Raw genomic sequence first — 14,532 nt, forward strand, 5'->3', positions numbered from 1 at the left:
CCGAACAGAGAAGTTAAGCCCACCAGAGCCGATGGTACTGCGGTAACACGTGGGAGAGTAGGTCGGTGCCAGATCTTAAAAAGAAACCCCTCAACAGAAATGTTGAAGGGTTTTCTTGGTTATATACAAGGCCTTGTGTTTTAAGGCCAGCGAAATTGAAATACTGAAAGGCTAAAAGCTGAGAGACCAAAGACCAAAGGCGTATTACGCTTTAGTCTTTAAGCTTTCTTCTTTAGTCTTGAATGAAAATATTCAGGTGCCTATATCGGTGGTGTCCACCTCTTCCCATTCCGAACAGAGAAGTTAAGCCCACCAGAGCCGATGGTACTGCGGTAACACGTGGGAGAGTAGGTCGGTGCCAGATCTTAAAAGAAACCCTTCAGCAGAAATGTTGAAGGGTTTTCTTGGTTTAAAGGCGTTTGAATTACAGTATTTCCTGGCGTTAAAAAGTGGTTCAGATAATTTCAATCCTATATCTTAATGTTCTTAATCTCTTAATGGTAAAGGGATCCATAACTTTTTCTCGCCATTAAGGAGTTAAGCAAGGTTAAGGGTTTGTTCCCGCAGATCACGCTGATCTTCGCAGAGGCCATTCCATCATCCGTTTTACATCTTACTTGTTTTTTCTTCTTCTTCCCCAGCTTAAATAGCCCTGATGGAAGCGGTATCCCTTTTGGGAAAAGATTGATTGCTTATGTTAGAATGGTTTTCCAAAAGGATTGAGCGTACAGCAGGACCGAACGCAACCTAAATGCACAGGAAACTGCGCTCCAAAAAATGAAAGAGATTGTATTAAGAATATTATAGTAGAGGGCTTAAGCGTTCGCTTCTTCCTTAACGGCCAATTGCCCGCAAGCTGCATCAATATCTTTACCACGGCTACGGCGGATATTGGTATTAATCCCCTGGCTTTTTAAATAATTAGAAAAAGCATCGATCTTATCGCCTTCTGCATTGGTAAAATCGGCGAAAGAAATGGGGTTGTATTCGATCAGGTTTACTTTGCAGGGTATATGTTTACAGAATTTAGCTAAATCCATTGCATCAGAGATTTCATCATTAAAGTGATTAAAAACAATGTATTCGTAAGTTACCGGATTTTTCGTTTTTGCAAAATAGTATTTAAGTGCATCTGCCAATGCTTTTAACGAGTTCGCTTCATTAATGGGCATAATCTCATTACGCTTTTTATCATCAGCAGCATGCAGGGATAATGCAAGATTAAATTTCGCACCATCATCACCTAATTTCTTGATCATTTTAGCAATACCGGCAGTAGAAACTGTAATACGCTTGTAGCTCATGTTTAAGCCATCAGGAGCGGTAATGCGCTCAATCGACTTCAATACATTGGCATAATTTAACAGCGGCTCTCCCATACCCATATACACAATATTGGTAAGGGGATTGTTATAATTCTGCTTCGCTTGTTTATCAATTAATACTACCTGGTCATAAATCTCATCAGCGTTTAAATTACGCTTACGGTCCATATAGCCGGTTGCACAAAACTTACAGGTTAAACTGCAGCCAACCTGCGAACTCACACAAGCAGTCATGCGATCTTCCAGGGGAATTAAAACCCCCTCTACAATATTACCATCTGCTAATCTGAATGTATTTTTAATAGTATGGTCGTTACTGAACTGAGAGTTGTTAACCTGAACGGCATTAATGGCGAAAGAATCGTCTAAAGCCTTGCGAAGATCTTTAGATAGATTACTCATCTGCTCGAAACTCGTAGCCGATTTTTCCCAAAGCCACTGATATATCTGCTTTGCCCTGAATGCAGGCTGTTGCATCGCTACAAGGTGTTGTTGCAATTGGGGAAGATCTAATGCACGGATATCGGTTTTTTTTGCTGTTACCATTTGTTGCAAAGGTACTTAAAAAAGGTGTAAGGCAGAAAGGTAGAAGGTTGAGGGTGCTTGCAAGGTGCCAAATTTTACAATTAATTAGCTTTATCTTCCTCTGCCTCTAGCGTTTGGCTTACTTACAGGCTTACCTTTTGATGGTTTAGAATTTCTATTTGTGCTATTACTTTTGCCAGTAGGTTTTGATCCTGAGTGACCTGTCGGTTTTTTGCCTGAAGATTTTTGACCTGAAGATTTCGGTTTGAATGCTTTTTGGGGCTGTTCTTCTCTAAGTTCATGGATTTCCTCCCAGGCATTGGTTTTTTTCTTGCTGGCGCTCTTTGTTTTGGGTTTAGCTTCAGAAGACGAATGTTCGACACTTTTGGTAATCGCTTTCATCTCTTCTTCGGTAAGTTCCCTAAATTCTCCCGTTGGGATACCTTTAAGGCTAATATTCATGATGCGTGTTCGCTCTAGTTTGGTTACTTCGTAACCAAAATGCTCACACATTCTTCTAATTTGCCTGTTTAATCCTTGAATTAATATGATATTGAAAACAAAGGTACTGATCTGGCGTACTTTGCACTTGCGAGTATTTACGCCTAAGATTGGAACTCCGTTACTCATTTCGAAAATAAAATCTTCGGTAATGGGTTTATTAACGGTAACCAAGTATTCCTTTTCGTGTTTATTCCCTGCCCTTAAAATTTTGTTAACAATATCTCCATTGTTAGTGAGGAAAATCAGTCCTGACGAATCTTTATCTAATCGGCCAATGGGGAATATCCTTTCACTGTGGTTGACATAATCTACAATATTATCGCGGATACTACCTTCTGTAGTGCTGGTAATCCCGACAGGCTTGTTAAAGGCCAATAGGATGAAATTACTTTCTTCTTTTGGTTCGATATTATGGCCGTTAACCATCACTTTATCTCCTGCCAAAACCTGATCGCCAACTTTAGCCCTTTTTCCATTGATGAAAACTGTACCCTTTTCGATATAACGGTCTGCTTCACGGCGTGAACATAATCCGCTTTCGCTGATGAATTTATTTAAACGGGTGGCAGAATTATTGTTCATGCTGCAATTTTACGGAAATAAATTGTGTTATCCATTCTCAACAGTAGCAACAAATGCATTAACAGTACTTTTAAGCTTTGTTAAAGTTTCGTGATCTGTAATTTCTGCATCAGGATTAATCTTCGCTTTTGCAAATGAGATAAGCTGAGGCGATACCCTCGCTTCAATTACGGTTAAAATATCTATTATGGACTGATAGGCTTTCTCGCCCTGAGTTGAAGCAACAAGTGCTAAAACTGGTTTGCCCGAAAATGATGCTGAGCTTACCGTCCAATCAAGCAAGGTTTTTTAATGAGCCTGGTAAGCCCATTGCGTATTCTGGTGTAGAGATAAATGATTCCATCTGCTTTTTTGATGGTTGAGCGAAGCGCTTCAACAGCCTGTGGTGGATTTTCCTGGTCTAAATCAGGATTGAAATGTGGAATGAACGCGATGGATGAAAAGTTGATTACCTCGAACTCTTTGCTCAAAAGCCTTGAGATAGCAGTGATGTAAAGTGCATTGGTTGATACTGCTTTCGTGCTTCCGGAGATTGCCAATATTTTTTTCATTGTTAAAAGTAGCAAAGCACAGATTGAAAATTAAGGTCGTGTGGTAATCGCGAAGTCATTTCAAAACAGGCTATCGAAGTGCAGCAGGTTTCGATAGCTTATTCTGAATGATTAAAAACTAAAAATTTTGGTCATCTGCACTTGGTCCGTAACTGCCAGGGATAGGAATATCAAGTAATCTTAAATAAACGCCCAGCTGTGCCCTGTGGTGACTGGTTTGGCTAAGTGAATGGCGGATGGTTTCATATTTAGAATAATCGGCCAAAACCTGTTTGCCCATACTCAATACCCAGCGGCCATTTAAATCTTGCTCCGTTGCTTTTTCTAATTCTGCTTTTCCCAGCGCATAATTTTTCTCCAGGATTTTAACCAGATCATCCGCATTTTCTACAGGTTGTTCTACATAAGGTGCTGTTTCAAAATCCAGTCCCTCAGTAGTTAAAGCCATTGAAACCCAGCTCGGCAAATCGGCAATATGAACGGCGAGCGATTTCATTTTCATACTTTTTTCGTGCGGTGCCCAGTCAAATTTTTCTACCGGTACAATAGCCAGGAATTTTTTTGTCGTATTAAATTCATCTGCTAATTCTTTCAATAATAATTTAATAATGTCCATATTTTTCAGGTTTGTTTTTTCTATTGTGTGTAATTCCATAAGTAATAGGTTAGCGATGCTCATGATTTTTGGTGTTTGTTTACACAAAGGAAATATTGGTCACTGACAACCCTATGGCAGCGTAAAAATATTTTTTTAATAAGTTACAGGAAGCAGATGCATGTAATCGCTCAGCGGCATGTGCTGCATTTTTTTAAAAGGAATGCCCAGGTTTTTAAGGCAGATAATCCGGGTAAGATTAAAATCACGGTATTCATTCCGGTAATGGCACCAGGCAATTAAATGCCAGCTAAAAGCATAGAAAATTAGCCCGATTGGCTCTACTTCTCTTTTGCTTATCTCGTCTTTATTGTTTTTATAATCGAGCTCGATCAGGTTTTTTTCAGCAATAGCGTGTTGAATAAGCGACAGGTACTCGAAGTTAAAATTTAGCCTTTTCGGGATTTGCAATTTAATATGCTGATTTAAGGTTTCGAGTTTTTCTTTCTGACCCGTTTTTAATACTGCCTTTACTTTGGTCAAAGCTGAAGAATAATGCATGCGAATAGAATTGTCAGCAAATCCATTCACTAAACTTTCAACCAGCAGCAGCGCATTGGCTTCGTCCATATTAAAAGAAACAGGCGGCAGAAAATAGCCTTGCACCAGGTAATAACCCTTATGCTGCTCAAAACTTACCGGTATCCCTTGTTCGCCCAATGCTTTAATATCACGATAAACTGTGCGTATGCTCATGTTAAATCTTTCTGCAATTTTTTCTGCGGTAATGTATTTTCTAGATTGAAGCAGAGTTAAAATTCCGAAAAGTCGGTCGATACGATTCATAGTTTGTTTTTTGAGGTGATTAAAATTAAAGTTTTTTAATCTATTTTTCTTGTGGTACGTTATTTGTAAATGATAAACAGATACCAATTATAAACCGTTATTATAATGGTTTAAGGTAATAATCTGAATTAAATGGCGGCTGTTATTCAAAAGCGTTTCTTCCGGGCAATAAAAAGTAAAGTGATCATAGGTTTTCTGTTCGCCTGTTTTGCGCTGCTATTGGCATGGGGTATCAGCAAGTTTGCTTTTACCAGGATGCTGAATACTGTGGAAGAAATTTCTGCGCCAAACGACCGGTTAAGGATCGTTAATGATCTTTCGCATAAGATAGCCAGGTTGGATCAATTGCAACGTGATGAAGCTTTTAATAAACAGGGCACCTATAGCTTTCTTAAGGAATCACGTAAATTAAGATCAAGTTTAGATACGCTGCGTAAATTATATCGTGGAGACTCTGCGCAATTGTCGAGGATAAAATCGATCAAAAATTTACTTTCCGATCGCGATAAACAATTTGTGAACTACCTTAAAGTAAGGGAAACACTGGTAAATACCAAATCTTTCTCTGACGAGGTTCAGAAGCTGAATGAGCTGGTGGCTACACGCAGCAGGCAAACAGATAGCGCAGTATTAACTACCGAAACGACCACATCAACCACTACGGTTGCACCTGAAGAAGAACAAAAATCGAGGGGTTTCCTGAGTAAACTTTTTGGGAAAAAGAAATCCGATGTTTATAAAATCATCAACGAAGAATTTAAGGTTAAGCGCGATACTTTAAACGCAAAGGCAGAAGATAGTATTATGAAAAGTATGACGGGTTCGTTAAAAAATATCGAACTGGAGCAACGTCAGAAAAGCCAGAAATTTTTAAAAAGGGAGGCTGAATTATCAAGTGCAAGTAATGCCTTAACAGCTAAAATGCTGCAGATTTTAAGGGAGGTTGAAGGCGAAGCGGTAGCCCAGGTAGATTTGAATGGTATACAGGCTAAAGAAGTGGTTAACGATGGAATTACGCAGATCACCACAATTATCATTATCTTTTTTCTGTTAACGGTTATTCTGCTGTATTTAATTTTAGCAGATATCACCAAAAGCAACAGGTATAGAAAGGCTTTGGAGCTGGCTAAAGATGAAGCAGAATACCATGGTAAAGCGAAGCAGCGGTTCCTTTCAAATATGAGCCACGAGATCAGAACCCCGCTACAGTCTATTTTAGGCTACGCCGAACTGATTACCCAGCAGGATGTGCCCAATAAAAAAGATGTAGATGCCATCTATCAGTCTTCCATCCATTTACTTCAGATTGTTAACGAGGTATTAGATTATAACCGGATTATTTCAGGAGAGTTTAGCTTCAATAATCAGGTATTTAATATCAAAAAAGCCCTAGATGAAGTAGTTTCAGTAATGCGGCCATTGGCGGAACAGAAATCACTTCAATTAAATACAGCACTTGATCTTGCCGATTTGGAGTTTGTAAAGGGGGATGCTTTTAGACTAAAGCAAATTTTATTTAACTTATTGGGTAACGCTGTAAAATTTACCCTTAAAGGTGAAATTAAACTTGCTGTATCTTACAAAAAACAAGGTGAGGATCTGCATTTTCATTTTAACATAAAGGATACCGGAATAGGGTTTGATGAAAAAGATATTCCTAAAATATTTAATGAATTTGAGCAGATAGAATCTCCTGAAAAATATATTATTAACCCGGCCGGTACAGGTTTGGGCCTGCCTATTGTTAAATCTTTGATTGAAACTCAGGGAGGAAGAATTTATGTGAAAAGTAAACCGGGCATTGGTACCACATTTAATATTTACATGAAATATGAAAATACCACTGAGCGTGTAAATGATGCTTTAGATTTAGAGCACTATGCAATTGTAAACCCGGGAACGGTTTGGGTGATTGATGATGATAAACTAATTCTCGATTTATGTGGAATGATTTTTCAAAAAAACAAAATCCCTTATAGGAGTTTTACCCAGGTAGCAAATATTTTAAATACTGAACCGGACCCCGATTTAAGGTATGTTTTGGTTGATATGCGTATGCCTGAAATGACAGGTTTCGAACTTTGCCATTTATTAAAAAAGAAACTGCCGCAAAATATTAAATTCTATGCCATCACTGCACAGGTTTTGCCCGAAGAGCGTGAGATGGTTTTGAGTGAGGGTTTTGATGGTTTAATTATGAAACCGTTTAGGGCGGTCGATATCCTATCTATATTTGATAAAACAGAAGTATTAATAGAGCAACCCGAATTTGATTTTTCTTCCATAGAAAAAATGACTTTTGGCGATCAGGAGATGCTAGAAAAAATCTTAAACCGCTTTAAGCAAGATTCGATCGATGATGCTGCCGAACTCAAAAAACACCTTGACGAAAATGACCAGGATAAAAGCAGGTTATTGGTTCATCGCCTTGCAGGGCGTACGGCACAGATGGGTTCGAAGACATTGGCCAATGCCTTTAGAGTTTTAGAAATAGAAATAGCCGAAAAAGGGTTAACGGAGAACACTAAATCTGAAGTGCTGTTACAGATCAGAAAGCTGAATAATTTAATTGCCTTTATGGAAAAAATGGACTATGCTAATGCCGGGTAACTACTCTATCCTGTAACGTTCCATTTTGGCATAGAGTGTTTTACGGTCAATGTTTAAGATTTTAGCAGCTTTTGATTTGTTATGCCTTACTTTGATTAACGTTTCTGTAATCAATGCTTTTTCATTCTGTTCGTTAACTGCTTTCAGATCAGATGAATTGCCTGGAGCTGATTGCTGATGGACAGAAATCATCATTTCATCAGGTAATGCACTAATCTGGGCAATATCGCCCGGGCTCAATAAAACCATTCGTTTAATTACATTGCTAAGTTCGCGCAGGTTTCCTGGCCAATCATAGCTCAACAACAATGCTTTCGCTTCAGCAGATACACTTTTAACATTCCGGTCTAAATCGCGGTTTGATAACTGTATAAAGTGATTGATAAACAGTTCTAAATCTCCACCCCTCTCTCTCAACGGCGGAAGCTGGATTTTGAATTCATTTAAACGATGATATAAATCTTCTCTAAATTCTCCCTGTTGCATGCTGTTGGCCAGATCATCATTGGTAGCCGTGATGATGCGAACATTAACTGGAATCTGTTTGGTACTACCTAAAGGCTGGATTATCCTTTCCTGTAAAGCCCTAAGCAATTTAATCTGCACTTCGTAACTCAGGTTACCCACTTCATCTAAAAATAACGTTCCTCCATTGGCAGCCTCAAATTGACCTTTTTTGTCATTCAGCGCCCCTGTAAACGCCCCTTTTACGTGACCGAATAATTCGCTCGCAGCTAAATCTTTTGATAAAGCACCGCAATCTATGGCAACGAAAGGTTTATCAGCACGTTTACTCTGTTGATGCAGGGTTCTGGCAGCAAATTCTTTCCCTGTGCCGCTTTCACCCTGTATAATTACCGACATGTCTGTAGGAGCTACCAAATTAATGTGTTCATACAGTTTATCTGCAATTGCACTTTTCCCTTTTATAAAATCGCTGTTTATTTCTTTTGGTTCAACACTTTTTAAATCCTTTTTAGTTAAAGAATTTTTGATCACCATTAATAACTCATCTGGATTAACTGGCTTGGTAATGTAATCAAACGCACCCAATTGGATAGATTTTACCGCTGTGCGGACATCATTAAAACTGGTCATGATGATTACTGGAATGGAAAGACCGAGATCACGAAGATGAGTAAGCACTTCAAATCCGGTTCCGTCTGGCAGGCGGTAATCGATTAAAAGTAAATCGAATGTATTGGTTTCAACTTGCTTAAATGATTGTTTTACTTGGGTTACGAGGGTAATTTCGTGACCGTTTTTGGTTAAAAAACCATCAAGTAATTGAGCAAATGTGGTATCGTCTTCTAAAATCAGGATTCTCGCCATGTAACAAAAATAAGAAAAGCCGGACATAATCCGGCTTTCTTATCATAGGTAGATGTAATTATTTGGGTTTTATTGTACGGGCTTACCGTCTTTATCAATTTTAACAGAACCAGTTTCTGCTTCTTTTTTAACATTAATCAAGTAATATTCCTTTGTTCCTTCTTTAACAGACCAGGCTTCTGTAGCGGTCCATCCTTTGTAGGCATCAGATTTTAATGCTGTTGTAACCGGGGCTGGAAGTTCTTCCAATTTAACCGGAGTTTTCACTGCACTGTCCTGAACTGCAACAATAGCAGCATTTTTAATTGTATTTACTTCACTTGCCTGTACTGCTGAGAATCCTGCAAAAGCTAAGAACGCAGCTGATAAAATTAATTTTTTCATGGTATATATATTTTTAGTGATGCGCAACCCGAAGGCTGCGCTTATATTGATTATGCCTGTATGGCGTATTTATTTCTGATTATTGAACTGGTTTACCGTCTTTATCAAATTTAAGTGAACCTGTTTCTGCTTCTTTTTTAACATTTACTAAATAATACTCTTTAGTACCTTCTTTAACTGTGAAAGCTTCAGTTGCTGTCCAACCTTTGTAGGTGTCAGATTTTAATGCTGTTGTAATCGGTTCAGGAAGCTCTTCCAATTTAATTGGCGTTTTTACTGCACTATCTTGAACTGCAACAATTGCAGCGTTTTTAATTGTATTTACTTCACTTGCCTGTACTGCTGAGAATCCTGCAAAAGCTAAGAACGCAGCTGATAAAATTAATTTTTTCATGGTATATATATTTTTAGTGATGCGCAACCCGAAGGCTGCGCTTATATTGATTATGCCTGTATGGCGTATCTATTTTAAATTATTGAACTGGTTTACCGTCTTTATCAAATTTAAGTGAACCTGTTTCTGTTTCTTTTTTAACATTTACTAAATAATACTCTTTAGTACCTTCTTTAACAGAGAAAGCTTCAGTTGCTGTCCAACCTTTGTAGGTGTCAGATTTTAATGCTGTTGTAATCGGCTCAGGAAGTTCTTCCAATTTAACTGGCGTTTTCACTGCACTATCTTGAACTGCAACAATTGCAGCATTTTTGATTGTATTTACTTCGTTTGCTTGTACTGCTGTGAATCCTGCGAATGCTAAAGTAGCGGCTAAAATGATCTTTTTCATGATGTTATGTTTTAAATATGATTGGTAACTTTCGTTACTGTTTAAATACTTGTTAATTATGTAGCGTTAATTTTGTATTGATTATTGAACTGGTTTACCGTCTTTATCGATTTTTACCGAACCGGTTTCAGTTTCTTTTTTTACGTTAATTAAATAATACTCTTTAGTACCTTCTTTAACCGACCAAGCTTCTGTAGCGGTCCAGCCTTTGTAGGCATCAGATTTTAATGCGGTTGTTACTGGCTCAGGAAGTTCTTCCAATTTAACCGGAGTTTTCACTGCGCTATCTTGAACTGCAACAATTGCATTAGTTTTAAAATCGTTTACTTCACTTGCTTTTACTGTTGAGAATCCTGCTAATGCTAATACTGTAGCTGCTAAAACGAACTTTTTCATAGTATATATTTTAAAATTTAATTTGTGTAACAATACTTGCTAATGTTTCATAATAGTGCCAAACGTAATTTTTTATTTAAATAATTGATTTACAGTTTTTTAATGTTGTGCCAAAGTTTTGATGTTGTGGAGTTTGTCCACACTTTGTGGTGAATGACTACAAGTTTTGCGGCCATTTGTTATTACTCGGTAGTGTGCTGTTGTTCTTTTGCAGTCAAATGTTCCCATCTGACGGATTTTAAAAATCCTTTGGAGTGGAATTTCAAACTATTGCAACAAAAGAGTTCCTTTAGCTGTCAGATGGTAACATCTGACAGCACGTCGGGAAAAAAATAAATTTGAGTTTTTAAAAATAAATTTTTTTTTCTATCATTGCAGCCCGATTAAAGCCTCCTTAGCTCAGCTGGTAGAGCAACTGACTTGTAATCAGTAGGTCATTGGTTCGATTCCGATAGGAGGCTCTTTTCTTTCTCACATTCTAACCTCTTTAGAATAGTAATTTTCAAAAATGATTTTATTGTCAAAATAGGGTAGCCATAGAAAAACATTTCATTTGCTCCGCTTATTCCGCTAATTTGCGATATGTTAAAATATTTTTCAGCTGATTGGATTTTTCCTGTTTCATCTCCACCAATCAAAAACGGAGTGGTAGTTGTAAATTCAGATGGCGAAATTGAAGAAGTGTTAACCAGGGAACATGCCGAAAACCTTGATTTGGATATCATAAAGTATAAAGGGGCAATCGTTCCAGGCTTTATTAATACTCATTGCCATTTAGAATTATCGCACATGTTGAATCAAATCCCTGCGCAAACGGGTTTGGTAGAATTTGTACAACATATAATTAAAAGTAGACAGGGTGATATAGCGGAGATTAAACAGGCAATGTATGCGGCCGACCAGGAAATGTTCGAAAACGGGATTGTAGCCGTTGGCGATATTTCCAATCAAATTTCATCTAAAGAAGTCAAAGAGAAGAGTAAAATCTATTACCACACCTTTATAGAGGCCATGGGTTTTAATCCTGATAGGGCCGTTGCCATAATGGATAATGTGAAGAGAATTAAACATGATTTTAAACCTCTAAAAACATCTATTGTTCCGCATGCGCCTTATTCAGTATCTTCAGAATTGTTCGAATTGATTAAAGGGGAAGCCGAAAAGGATAATACCTTTATTAGTGTTCACAATCAGGAAACCAAAGATGAAAATACTTTTTTCGAAAATAAAACAGGTGGATTTTTGGACCTCTATCAATTTTTAGGACTGGACATCACTTTCTGCGAGCCAACCCATAAAACATCATTACAGAGTTGGCTACCTTATATTAATAAACAGAAAACTTTATTGGTGCACAATACCGTTTCAAACAAAGCCGACATTACATTTGCGAAATTGAATAACCCGAATTTATACTGGTGCCTTTGCCCTCAGGCCAATTTGTATATCGAAAATGCTTTACCTGATGTTGATCTGTTAATGGATGAAAACGTAAAGATTACCTTGGGAACAGACAGTTTGGCCAGCAACCATCAACTTAATATTCTATCAGAAATGCTCACCTTGCAAAAATGTAAACAGGTTTCTTTTGAAAAACTGTTGAGTTGGGCAACAATAAACGGAGCCGAATTTTTGGAGCTTGATCAACAAATTGGAACAATAGAGGTTGGTAAAAAGCCAGGGTTGAATTTAATCCAGCTATCCGTTGATTTTAAAATTGAAAGCGACCAAGCAAAGCGGTTAATTTAATAGTACTTGATATACGTGTTATCTCTTTTGTCCGCCTTAAAAAGTGCCTTTTTTAAGGTATGATATGGTCTTGTCGAAAACTTTAATGTCATTTAATTTTCATACATTAAAAATGCTAATTTTTAATGTATGAAATGTTAGTTTCAATTCGTTTAATGCGATTTTGTGCTTTGACATTAAAATTTTAAAATTTTAATGTCAAAGTGCTATATTTGAAAATGGCAATTATGATAAACCCGGATCGTACGAAACCCTGGAATTCACTTCCTGAGCTACCGATTGATCAAAATATCTATCTTGACGTTGATATTCTTTTGCAACTCGGCAATAGCAAAGCGGCCCTGGCACGTTTGCAGGGAAGGAGTATTGCAATTCCAAATCAGGGCTTGCTGATTAATTCGATAAGTTTGCAAGAGGCCAAAGCATCTAGCGCAATTGAAAATATTTTCACTACAGATGATGAACTTTATAAAGCATGTAGTGAAGAAAATGTTGGACAAGTAAATGGACCTGCAAAGGAAATTCTCTACTATAGAGAGGCATTATGGGAAGGCCATCAATATCTTCAGGAAGATAGAGCTATTGATATAGAATACTTTGTGAAGATGTACCGCATTGTTAGTCAATTCAATGATAGCATTCGGCCTCCAGTTGCTCAGGTTGTAATTAAAGAAGGAGGAAGTGGGCCTAACGCAGGAAAAGTGTTTTATACCCCTCCAAGAGGCGCAGGGATAATTGAAGCCAAAATGAATAATTTGATAACGTTTCTTAATGATGAGGTTAATTTTCCATTAGATCCATTACTTAAGATGGCCATTGGCCATTATCAATTCGAAGCAATACATCCATTTAGGGATGGCAACGGTAGAACAGGAAGGATTTTTAATATAAATTATCTAACAAAAAAAGGGTTGCTCGACTATCCGATACTTTTTCTGAGTAAATATATTATGCAAAATAAAGAAGAGTACTATGCTGGACTCGCAGGGATTACTCAGCGGGGAAGTTGGAAAAACTGGTTACTTTATATGCTTAAAGCAGTTGAAGTAACAGCAAATATTACCTATGATAAAATCAACGACATTATTACAGCTAAAGAAGCAATTATGGAGGCAGTTATGGCAGATACAGATATTCAGCGACCTGATTCCTTAATAAGTTCAATTTTTACTCAACCTTTTACCCGGGTTCAGCATTTAGTTAAAGCTGGTATTTACTCAGAAAATACTGCAAGAAAATATCTAGATCTACTAACAAAGATGGGGGTTCTTGAAAAGAGGACCGTTGGTAAAGGGCATTATTTTCTTAATTTAGAATTGTACAGAATACTCTCAGAATAATAGATGCTTCTGATTTGCCAACCATTTGTAAAGTAAATTTCCTCATGAATCCAATCTGTAAACTTTTCAATATTAAATACCCGATTATTCAGGCTGGAATGGTTTGGTGCAGTGGCTGGAGACTGGCTTCAGCGGTTTCTAATGCAGGTGGCCTGGGCATTATTGGAGCAGGCTCAATGTATCCTGAAGTCTTAAGATCGCATATTCAAAAATGCAAATTGGCAACTCACCAGCCATTTGGTGTCAATATTCCATTGCTTTATCCTAATATTCAGGAAATTATAGATGTAGTAATTGAAGAGAAGGTAAAAATTGTATTTTCTTCTGCCGGTAACCCTGCAACATGGACTAGTTTTTTAAAAGAAAAAGGTGTTACCGTGGTTCATGTAATTGCGAATACAAAATTTGCCATAAAAGCTCAGGAAGCCGGTGTTGATGCAATTGTTGCCGAAGGCTTTGAGGCGGGTGGGCATAACGGGAGGGAAGAAACTACCACCATGTGTTTAATCCCGATAATAAAAGAGGCTGTAAAAATTCCGGTAATCGCAGCTGGTGGCATCGGGAGTGGTAAAGCCATGCTGGCTGCTTTTGCCCTAGGTGCTGATGCTGTTCAAATCGGTTCAGCTTTTGCCGTGGCTGAAGAATCGTCTGCTCATCCGGCTTTTAAGCATAAAATTATTGCCGCTAATGAGGGCGATACTAAACTAGCGATGAAAAAACTGGTACCGGTAAGATTACTGAAGAATGAATTTGCCGATGCTATTGCCAATGCTGAAGCGGATGGAGCAAGCCGGAATGAACTGGCTGATCTTTTGGGCCATGCCAGGGCCAAACTGGGAATGTTTGAAGGCGATATGGAAAATGGTGAACTCGAAATCGGTCAGGTTTCGGCAATGCTGAAAGAAATTAGGCCTGCAAGCGTTATCCTTGAAGAAATATGGCAGGAATTCAAAGTAAAAATAGCCGAGCTAATACAACTGCAAAATAAATTGGATATTTAAATCAACA

Annotated in this window: 15 protein-coding genes, 1 tRNA gene and 2 rRNA genes; 7 read left to right on the forward strand and 11 right to left on the reverse strand. The window is 37.8% G+C overall.

Annotated elements, in window-relative coordinates:
- Nucleotides 1–74 (forward strand): 5S ribosomal RNA (gene rrf / locus BCL90_RS26320); the annotation flags it as partial.
- Nucleotides 75–252: 178 nt separating this feature from the next.
- Nucleotides 253–364 (forward strand): 5S ribosomal RNA (gene rrf, locus BCL90_RS22065).
- 451 nt (nt 365–815) lie between these two features.
- Here the strand turns inward: rrf (BCL90_RS22065) and rlmN are convergent.
- The 6 genes from rlmN to BCL90_RS22095 form a co-directional block, all read right to left on the reverse strand.
- Nucleotides 816–1,871 (reverse strand): 23S rRNA (adenine(2503)-C(2))-methyltransferase RlmN, encoded by a 1,056-nt coding sequence (rlmN, locus tag BCL90_RS22070; protein WP_121287348.1) that lies wholly within the window; start codon nt 1,869–1,871, stop codon nt 816–818.
- Between the two features lie 90 nt (nt 1,872–1,961).
- Entirely contained in the window at nt 1,962–2,936 is a 975-nt protein-coding gene (gene rluF, locus BCL90_RS22075) for a 23S rRNA pseudouridine(2604) synthase RluF (RefSeq protein WP_121287350.1), read from the reverse strand.
- Nucleotides 2,937–2,963: 27 nt separating this feature from the next.
- Entirely contained in the window at nt 2,964–3,218 is a 255-nt protein-coding gene (locus BCL90_RS22080; protein ID WP_121287352.1) for a hypothetical protein, read from the reverse strand.
- The gene (locus BCL90_RS22085; protein ID WP_121287354.1) at nt 3,200–3,487 is read right to left on the reverse strand and encodes an NADPH-dependent FMN reductase; all 288 of its coding nucleotides are present in this window, start codon (nt 3,485–3,487) and stop codon (nt 3,200–3,202) included. Before BCL90_RS22085 ends, BCL90_RS22080 begins: the two co-directional genes overlap by 19 nt.
- 118 nt (nt 3,488–3,605) lie before the next feature.
- On the reverse strand, nt 3,606–4,142 hold the full coding sequence (locus BCL90_RS22090) for a DinB family protein (RefSeq protein WP_244095117.1): 537 nt from the start codon (nt 4,140–4,142) through the stop codon (nt 3,606–3,608).
- A gap of 96 nt (nt 4,143–4,238) precedes the next feature.
- Nucleotides 4,239–4,928, reverse strand: coding sequence for a helix-turn-helix transcriptional regulator (locus tag BCL90_RS22095; protein WP_121287358.1), 690 nt, complete (start codon nt 4,926–4,928; stop codon nt 4,239–4,241).
- 132 nt (nt 4,929–5,060) lie between these two features.
- Between BCL90_RS22095 and BCL90_RS22100 the strand changes: the two genes are divergently transcribed.
- Nucleotides 5,061–7,538, forward strand: coding sequence for a hybrid sensor histidine kinase/response regulator (locus tag BCL90_RS22100; RefSeq protein WP_121287359.1), 2,478 nt, complete (start codon nt 5,061–5,063; stop codon nt 7,536–7,538).
- Here BCL90_RS22100 and BCL90_RS22105 read toward each other — a convergent pair whose 3' ends face one another.
- The 5 genes from BCL90_RS22105 to BCL90_RS22125 form a co-directional block, all read right to left on the reverse strand.
- Complete coding sequence (locus tag BCL90_RS22105) at nt 7,539–8,870, reverse strand: sigma-54-dependent transcriptional regulator (RefSeq protein WP_121287361.1); 1,332 nt, start codon at nt 8,868–8,870, stop codon at nt 7,539–7,541.
- 69 nt (nt 8,871–8,939) lie between these two features.
- Nucleotides 8,940–9,254, reverse strand: coding sequence for a hypothetical protein (locus tag BCL90_RS22110; RefSeq protein ID WP_057931901.1), 315 nt, complete (start codon nt 9,252–9,254; stop codon nt 8,940–8,942).
- A 79-nt stretch (nt 9,255–9,333) separates the two neighbouring features.
- Nucleotides 9,334–9,648, reverse strand: a complete 315-nt coding sequence (locus BCL90_RS22115) for a hypothetical protein (protein ID WP_121287363.1) — start codon at nt 9,646–9,648, stop codon at nt 9,334–9,336.
- Nucleotides 9,649–9,727: 79 nt separating this feature from the next.
- Nucleotides 9,728–10,039: a hypothetical protein gene (locus BCL90_RS22120; protein ID WP_121287365.1), complete on the reverse strand. Its 312-nt coding sequence runs from the start codon at nt 10,037–10,039 to the stop codon at nt 9,728–9,730.
- A gap of 81 nt (nt 10,040–10,120) precedes the next feature.
- Nucleotides 10,121–10,435: a hypothetical protein gene (locus tag BCL90_RS22125; RefSeq protein ID WP_121287367.1), complete on the reverse strand. Its 315-nt coding sequence runs from the start codon at nt 10,433–10,435 to the stop codon at nt 10,121–10,123.
- Nucleotides 10,436–10,823: 388 nt separating this feature from the next.
- On the opposite strand from BCL90_RS22125, the gene BCL90_RS22130 reads away from it, so the two are divergent.
- From BCL90_RS22130 to BCL90_RS22145, 4 genes are all read left to right on the forward strand, one after another.
- Nucleotides 10,824–10,896, forward strand: a tRNA-Thr gene (locus BCL90_RS22130).
- Between the two features lie 121 nt (nt 10,897–11,017).
- Complete coding sequence (locus BCL90_RS22135; RefSeq protein ID WP_121287370.1) at nt 11,018–12,184, forward strand: amidohydrolase family protein; 1,167 nt, start codon at nt 11,018–11,020, stop codon at nt 12,182–12,184.
- A gap of 218 nt (nt 12,185–12,402) precedes the next feature.
- On the forward strand, nt 12,403–13,524 hold the full coding sequence (locus BCL90_RS22140) for a Fic family protein (protein ID WP_121287372.1): 1,122 nt from the start codon (nt 12,403–12,405) through the stop codon (nt 13,522–13,524).
- A gap of 44 nt (nt 13,525–13,568) precedes the next feature.
- Nucleotides 13,569–14,525 (forward strand): NAD(P)H-dependent flavin oxidoreductase, encoded by a 957-nt coding sequence (locus BCL90_RS22145; RefSeq protein WP_121287374.1) that lies wholly within the window; start codon nt 13,569–13,571, stop codon nt 14,523–14,525.
- The last annotated feature ends 7 nt before the right edge of the window (nt 14,526–14,532 follow it).

The sequence above is a fragment of the Pedobacter alluvionis genome, assembly GCF_003664035.1.
In the GTDB taxonomy this organism is placed as follows: domain Bacteria; phylum Bacteroidota; class Bacteroidia; order Sphingobacteriales; family Sphingobacteriaceae; genus Pedobacter; species Pedobacter alluvionis.

What these genes read in the sequence shown, in the direction of transcription:
- BCL90_RS22095 (WP_121287358.1), bottom strand. Translation starts at nt 4,928, where the DNA reads ATGAATCGTATCGACCGACTTTTCGGAATTTTAACTCTGCTTCAATCT.
- BCL90_RS22105 (WP_121287361.1), bottom strand. Translation starts at nt 8,870, where the DNA reads ATGGCGAGAATCCTGATTTTAGAAGACGATACCACATTTGCTCAATTA.
- BCL90_RS22110 (WP_057931901.1), bottom strand. Translation starts at nt 9,254, where the DNA reads ATGAAAAAATTAATTTTATCAGCTGCGTTCTTAGCTTTTGCAGGATTC.
- BCL90_RS22140 (WP_121287372.1), top strand. Translation starts at nt 12,403, where the DNA reads ATGGCAATTATGATAAACCCGGATCGTACGAAACCCTGGAATTCACTT.
- BCL90_RS22090 (WP_244095117.1), bottom strand. Translation starts at nt 4,142, where the DNA reads ATGGAATTACACACAATAGAAAAAACAAACCTGAAAAATATGGACATT.
- BCL90_RS22115 (WP_121287363.1), bottom strand. Translation starts at nt 9,648, where the DNA reads ATGAAAAAATTAATTTTATCAGCTGCGTTCTTAGCTTTTGCAGGATTC.
- BCL90_RS22125 (WP_121287367.1), bottom strand. Translation starts at nt 10,435, where the DNA reads ATGAAAAAGTTCGTTTTAGCAGCTACAGTATTAGCATTAGCAGGATTC.
- BCL90_RS22085 (WP_121287354.1), bottom strand. Translation starts at nt 3,487, where the DNA reads ATGAAAAAAATATTGGCAATCTCCGGAAGCACGAAAGCAGTATCAACC.
- BCL90_RS22120 (WP_121287365.1), bottom strand. Translation starts at nt 10,039, where the DNA reads ATGAAAAAGATCATTTTAGCCGCTACTTTAGCATTCGCAGGATTCACA.
- rlmN (WP_121287348.1), bottom strand. Translation starts at nt 1,871, where the DNA reads ATGGTAACAGCAAAAAAAACCGATATCCGTGCATTAGATCTTCCCCAA.
- BCL90_RS22100 (WP_121287359.1), top strand. Translation starts at nt 5,061, where the DNA reads ATGGCGGCTGTTATTCAAAAGCGTTTCTTCCGGGCAATAAAAAGTAAA.
- BCL90_RS22135 (WP_121287370.1), top strand. Translation starts at nt 11,018, where the DNA reads ATGTTAAAATATTTTTCAGCTGATTGGATTTTTCCTGTTTCATCTCCA.
- BCL90_RS22145 (WP_121287374.1), top strand. Translation starts at nt 13,569, where the DNA reads ATGAATCCAATCTGTAAACTTTTCAATATTAAATACCCGATTATTCAG.
- rluF (WP_121287350.1), bottom strand. Translation starts at nt 2,936, where the DNA reads ATGAACAATAATTCTGCCACCCGTTTAAATAAATTCATCAGCGAAAGC.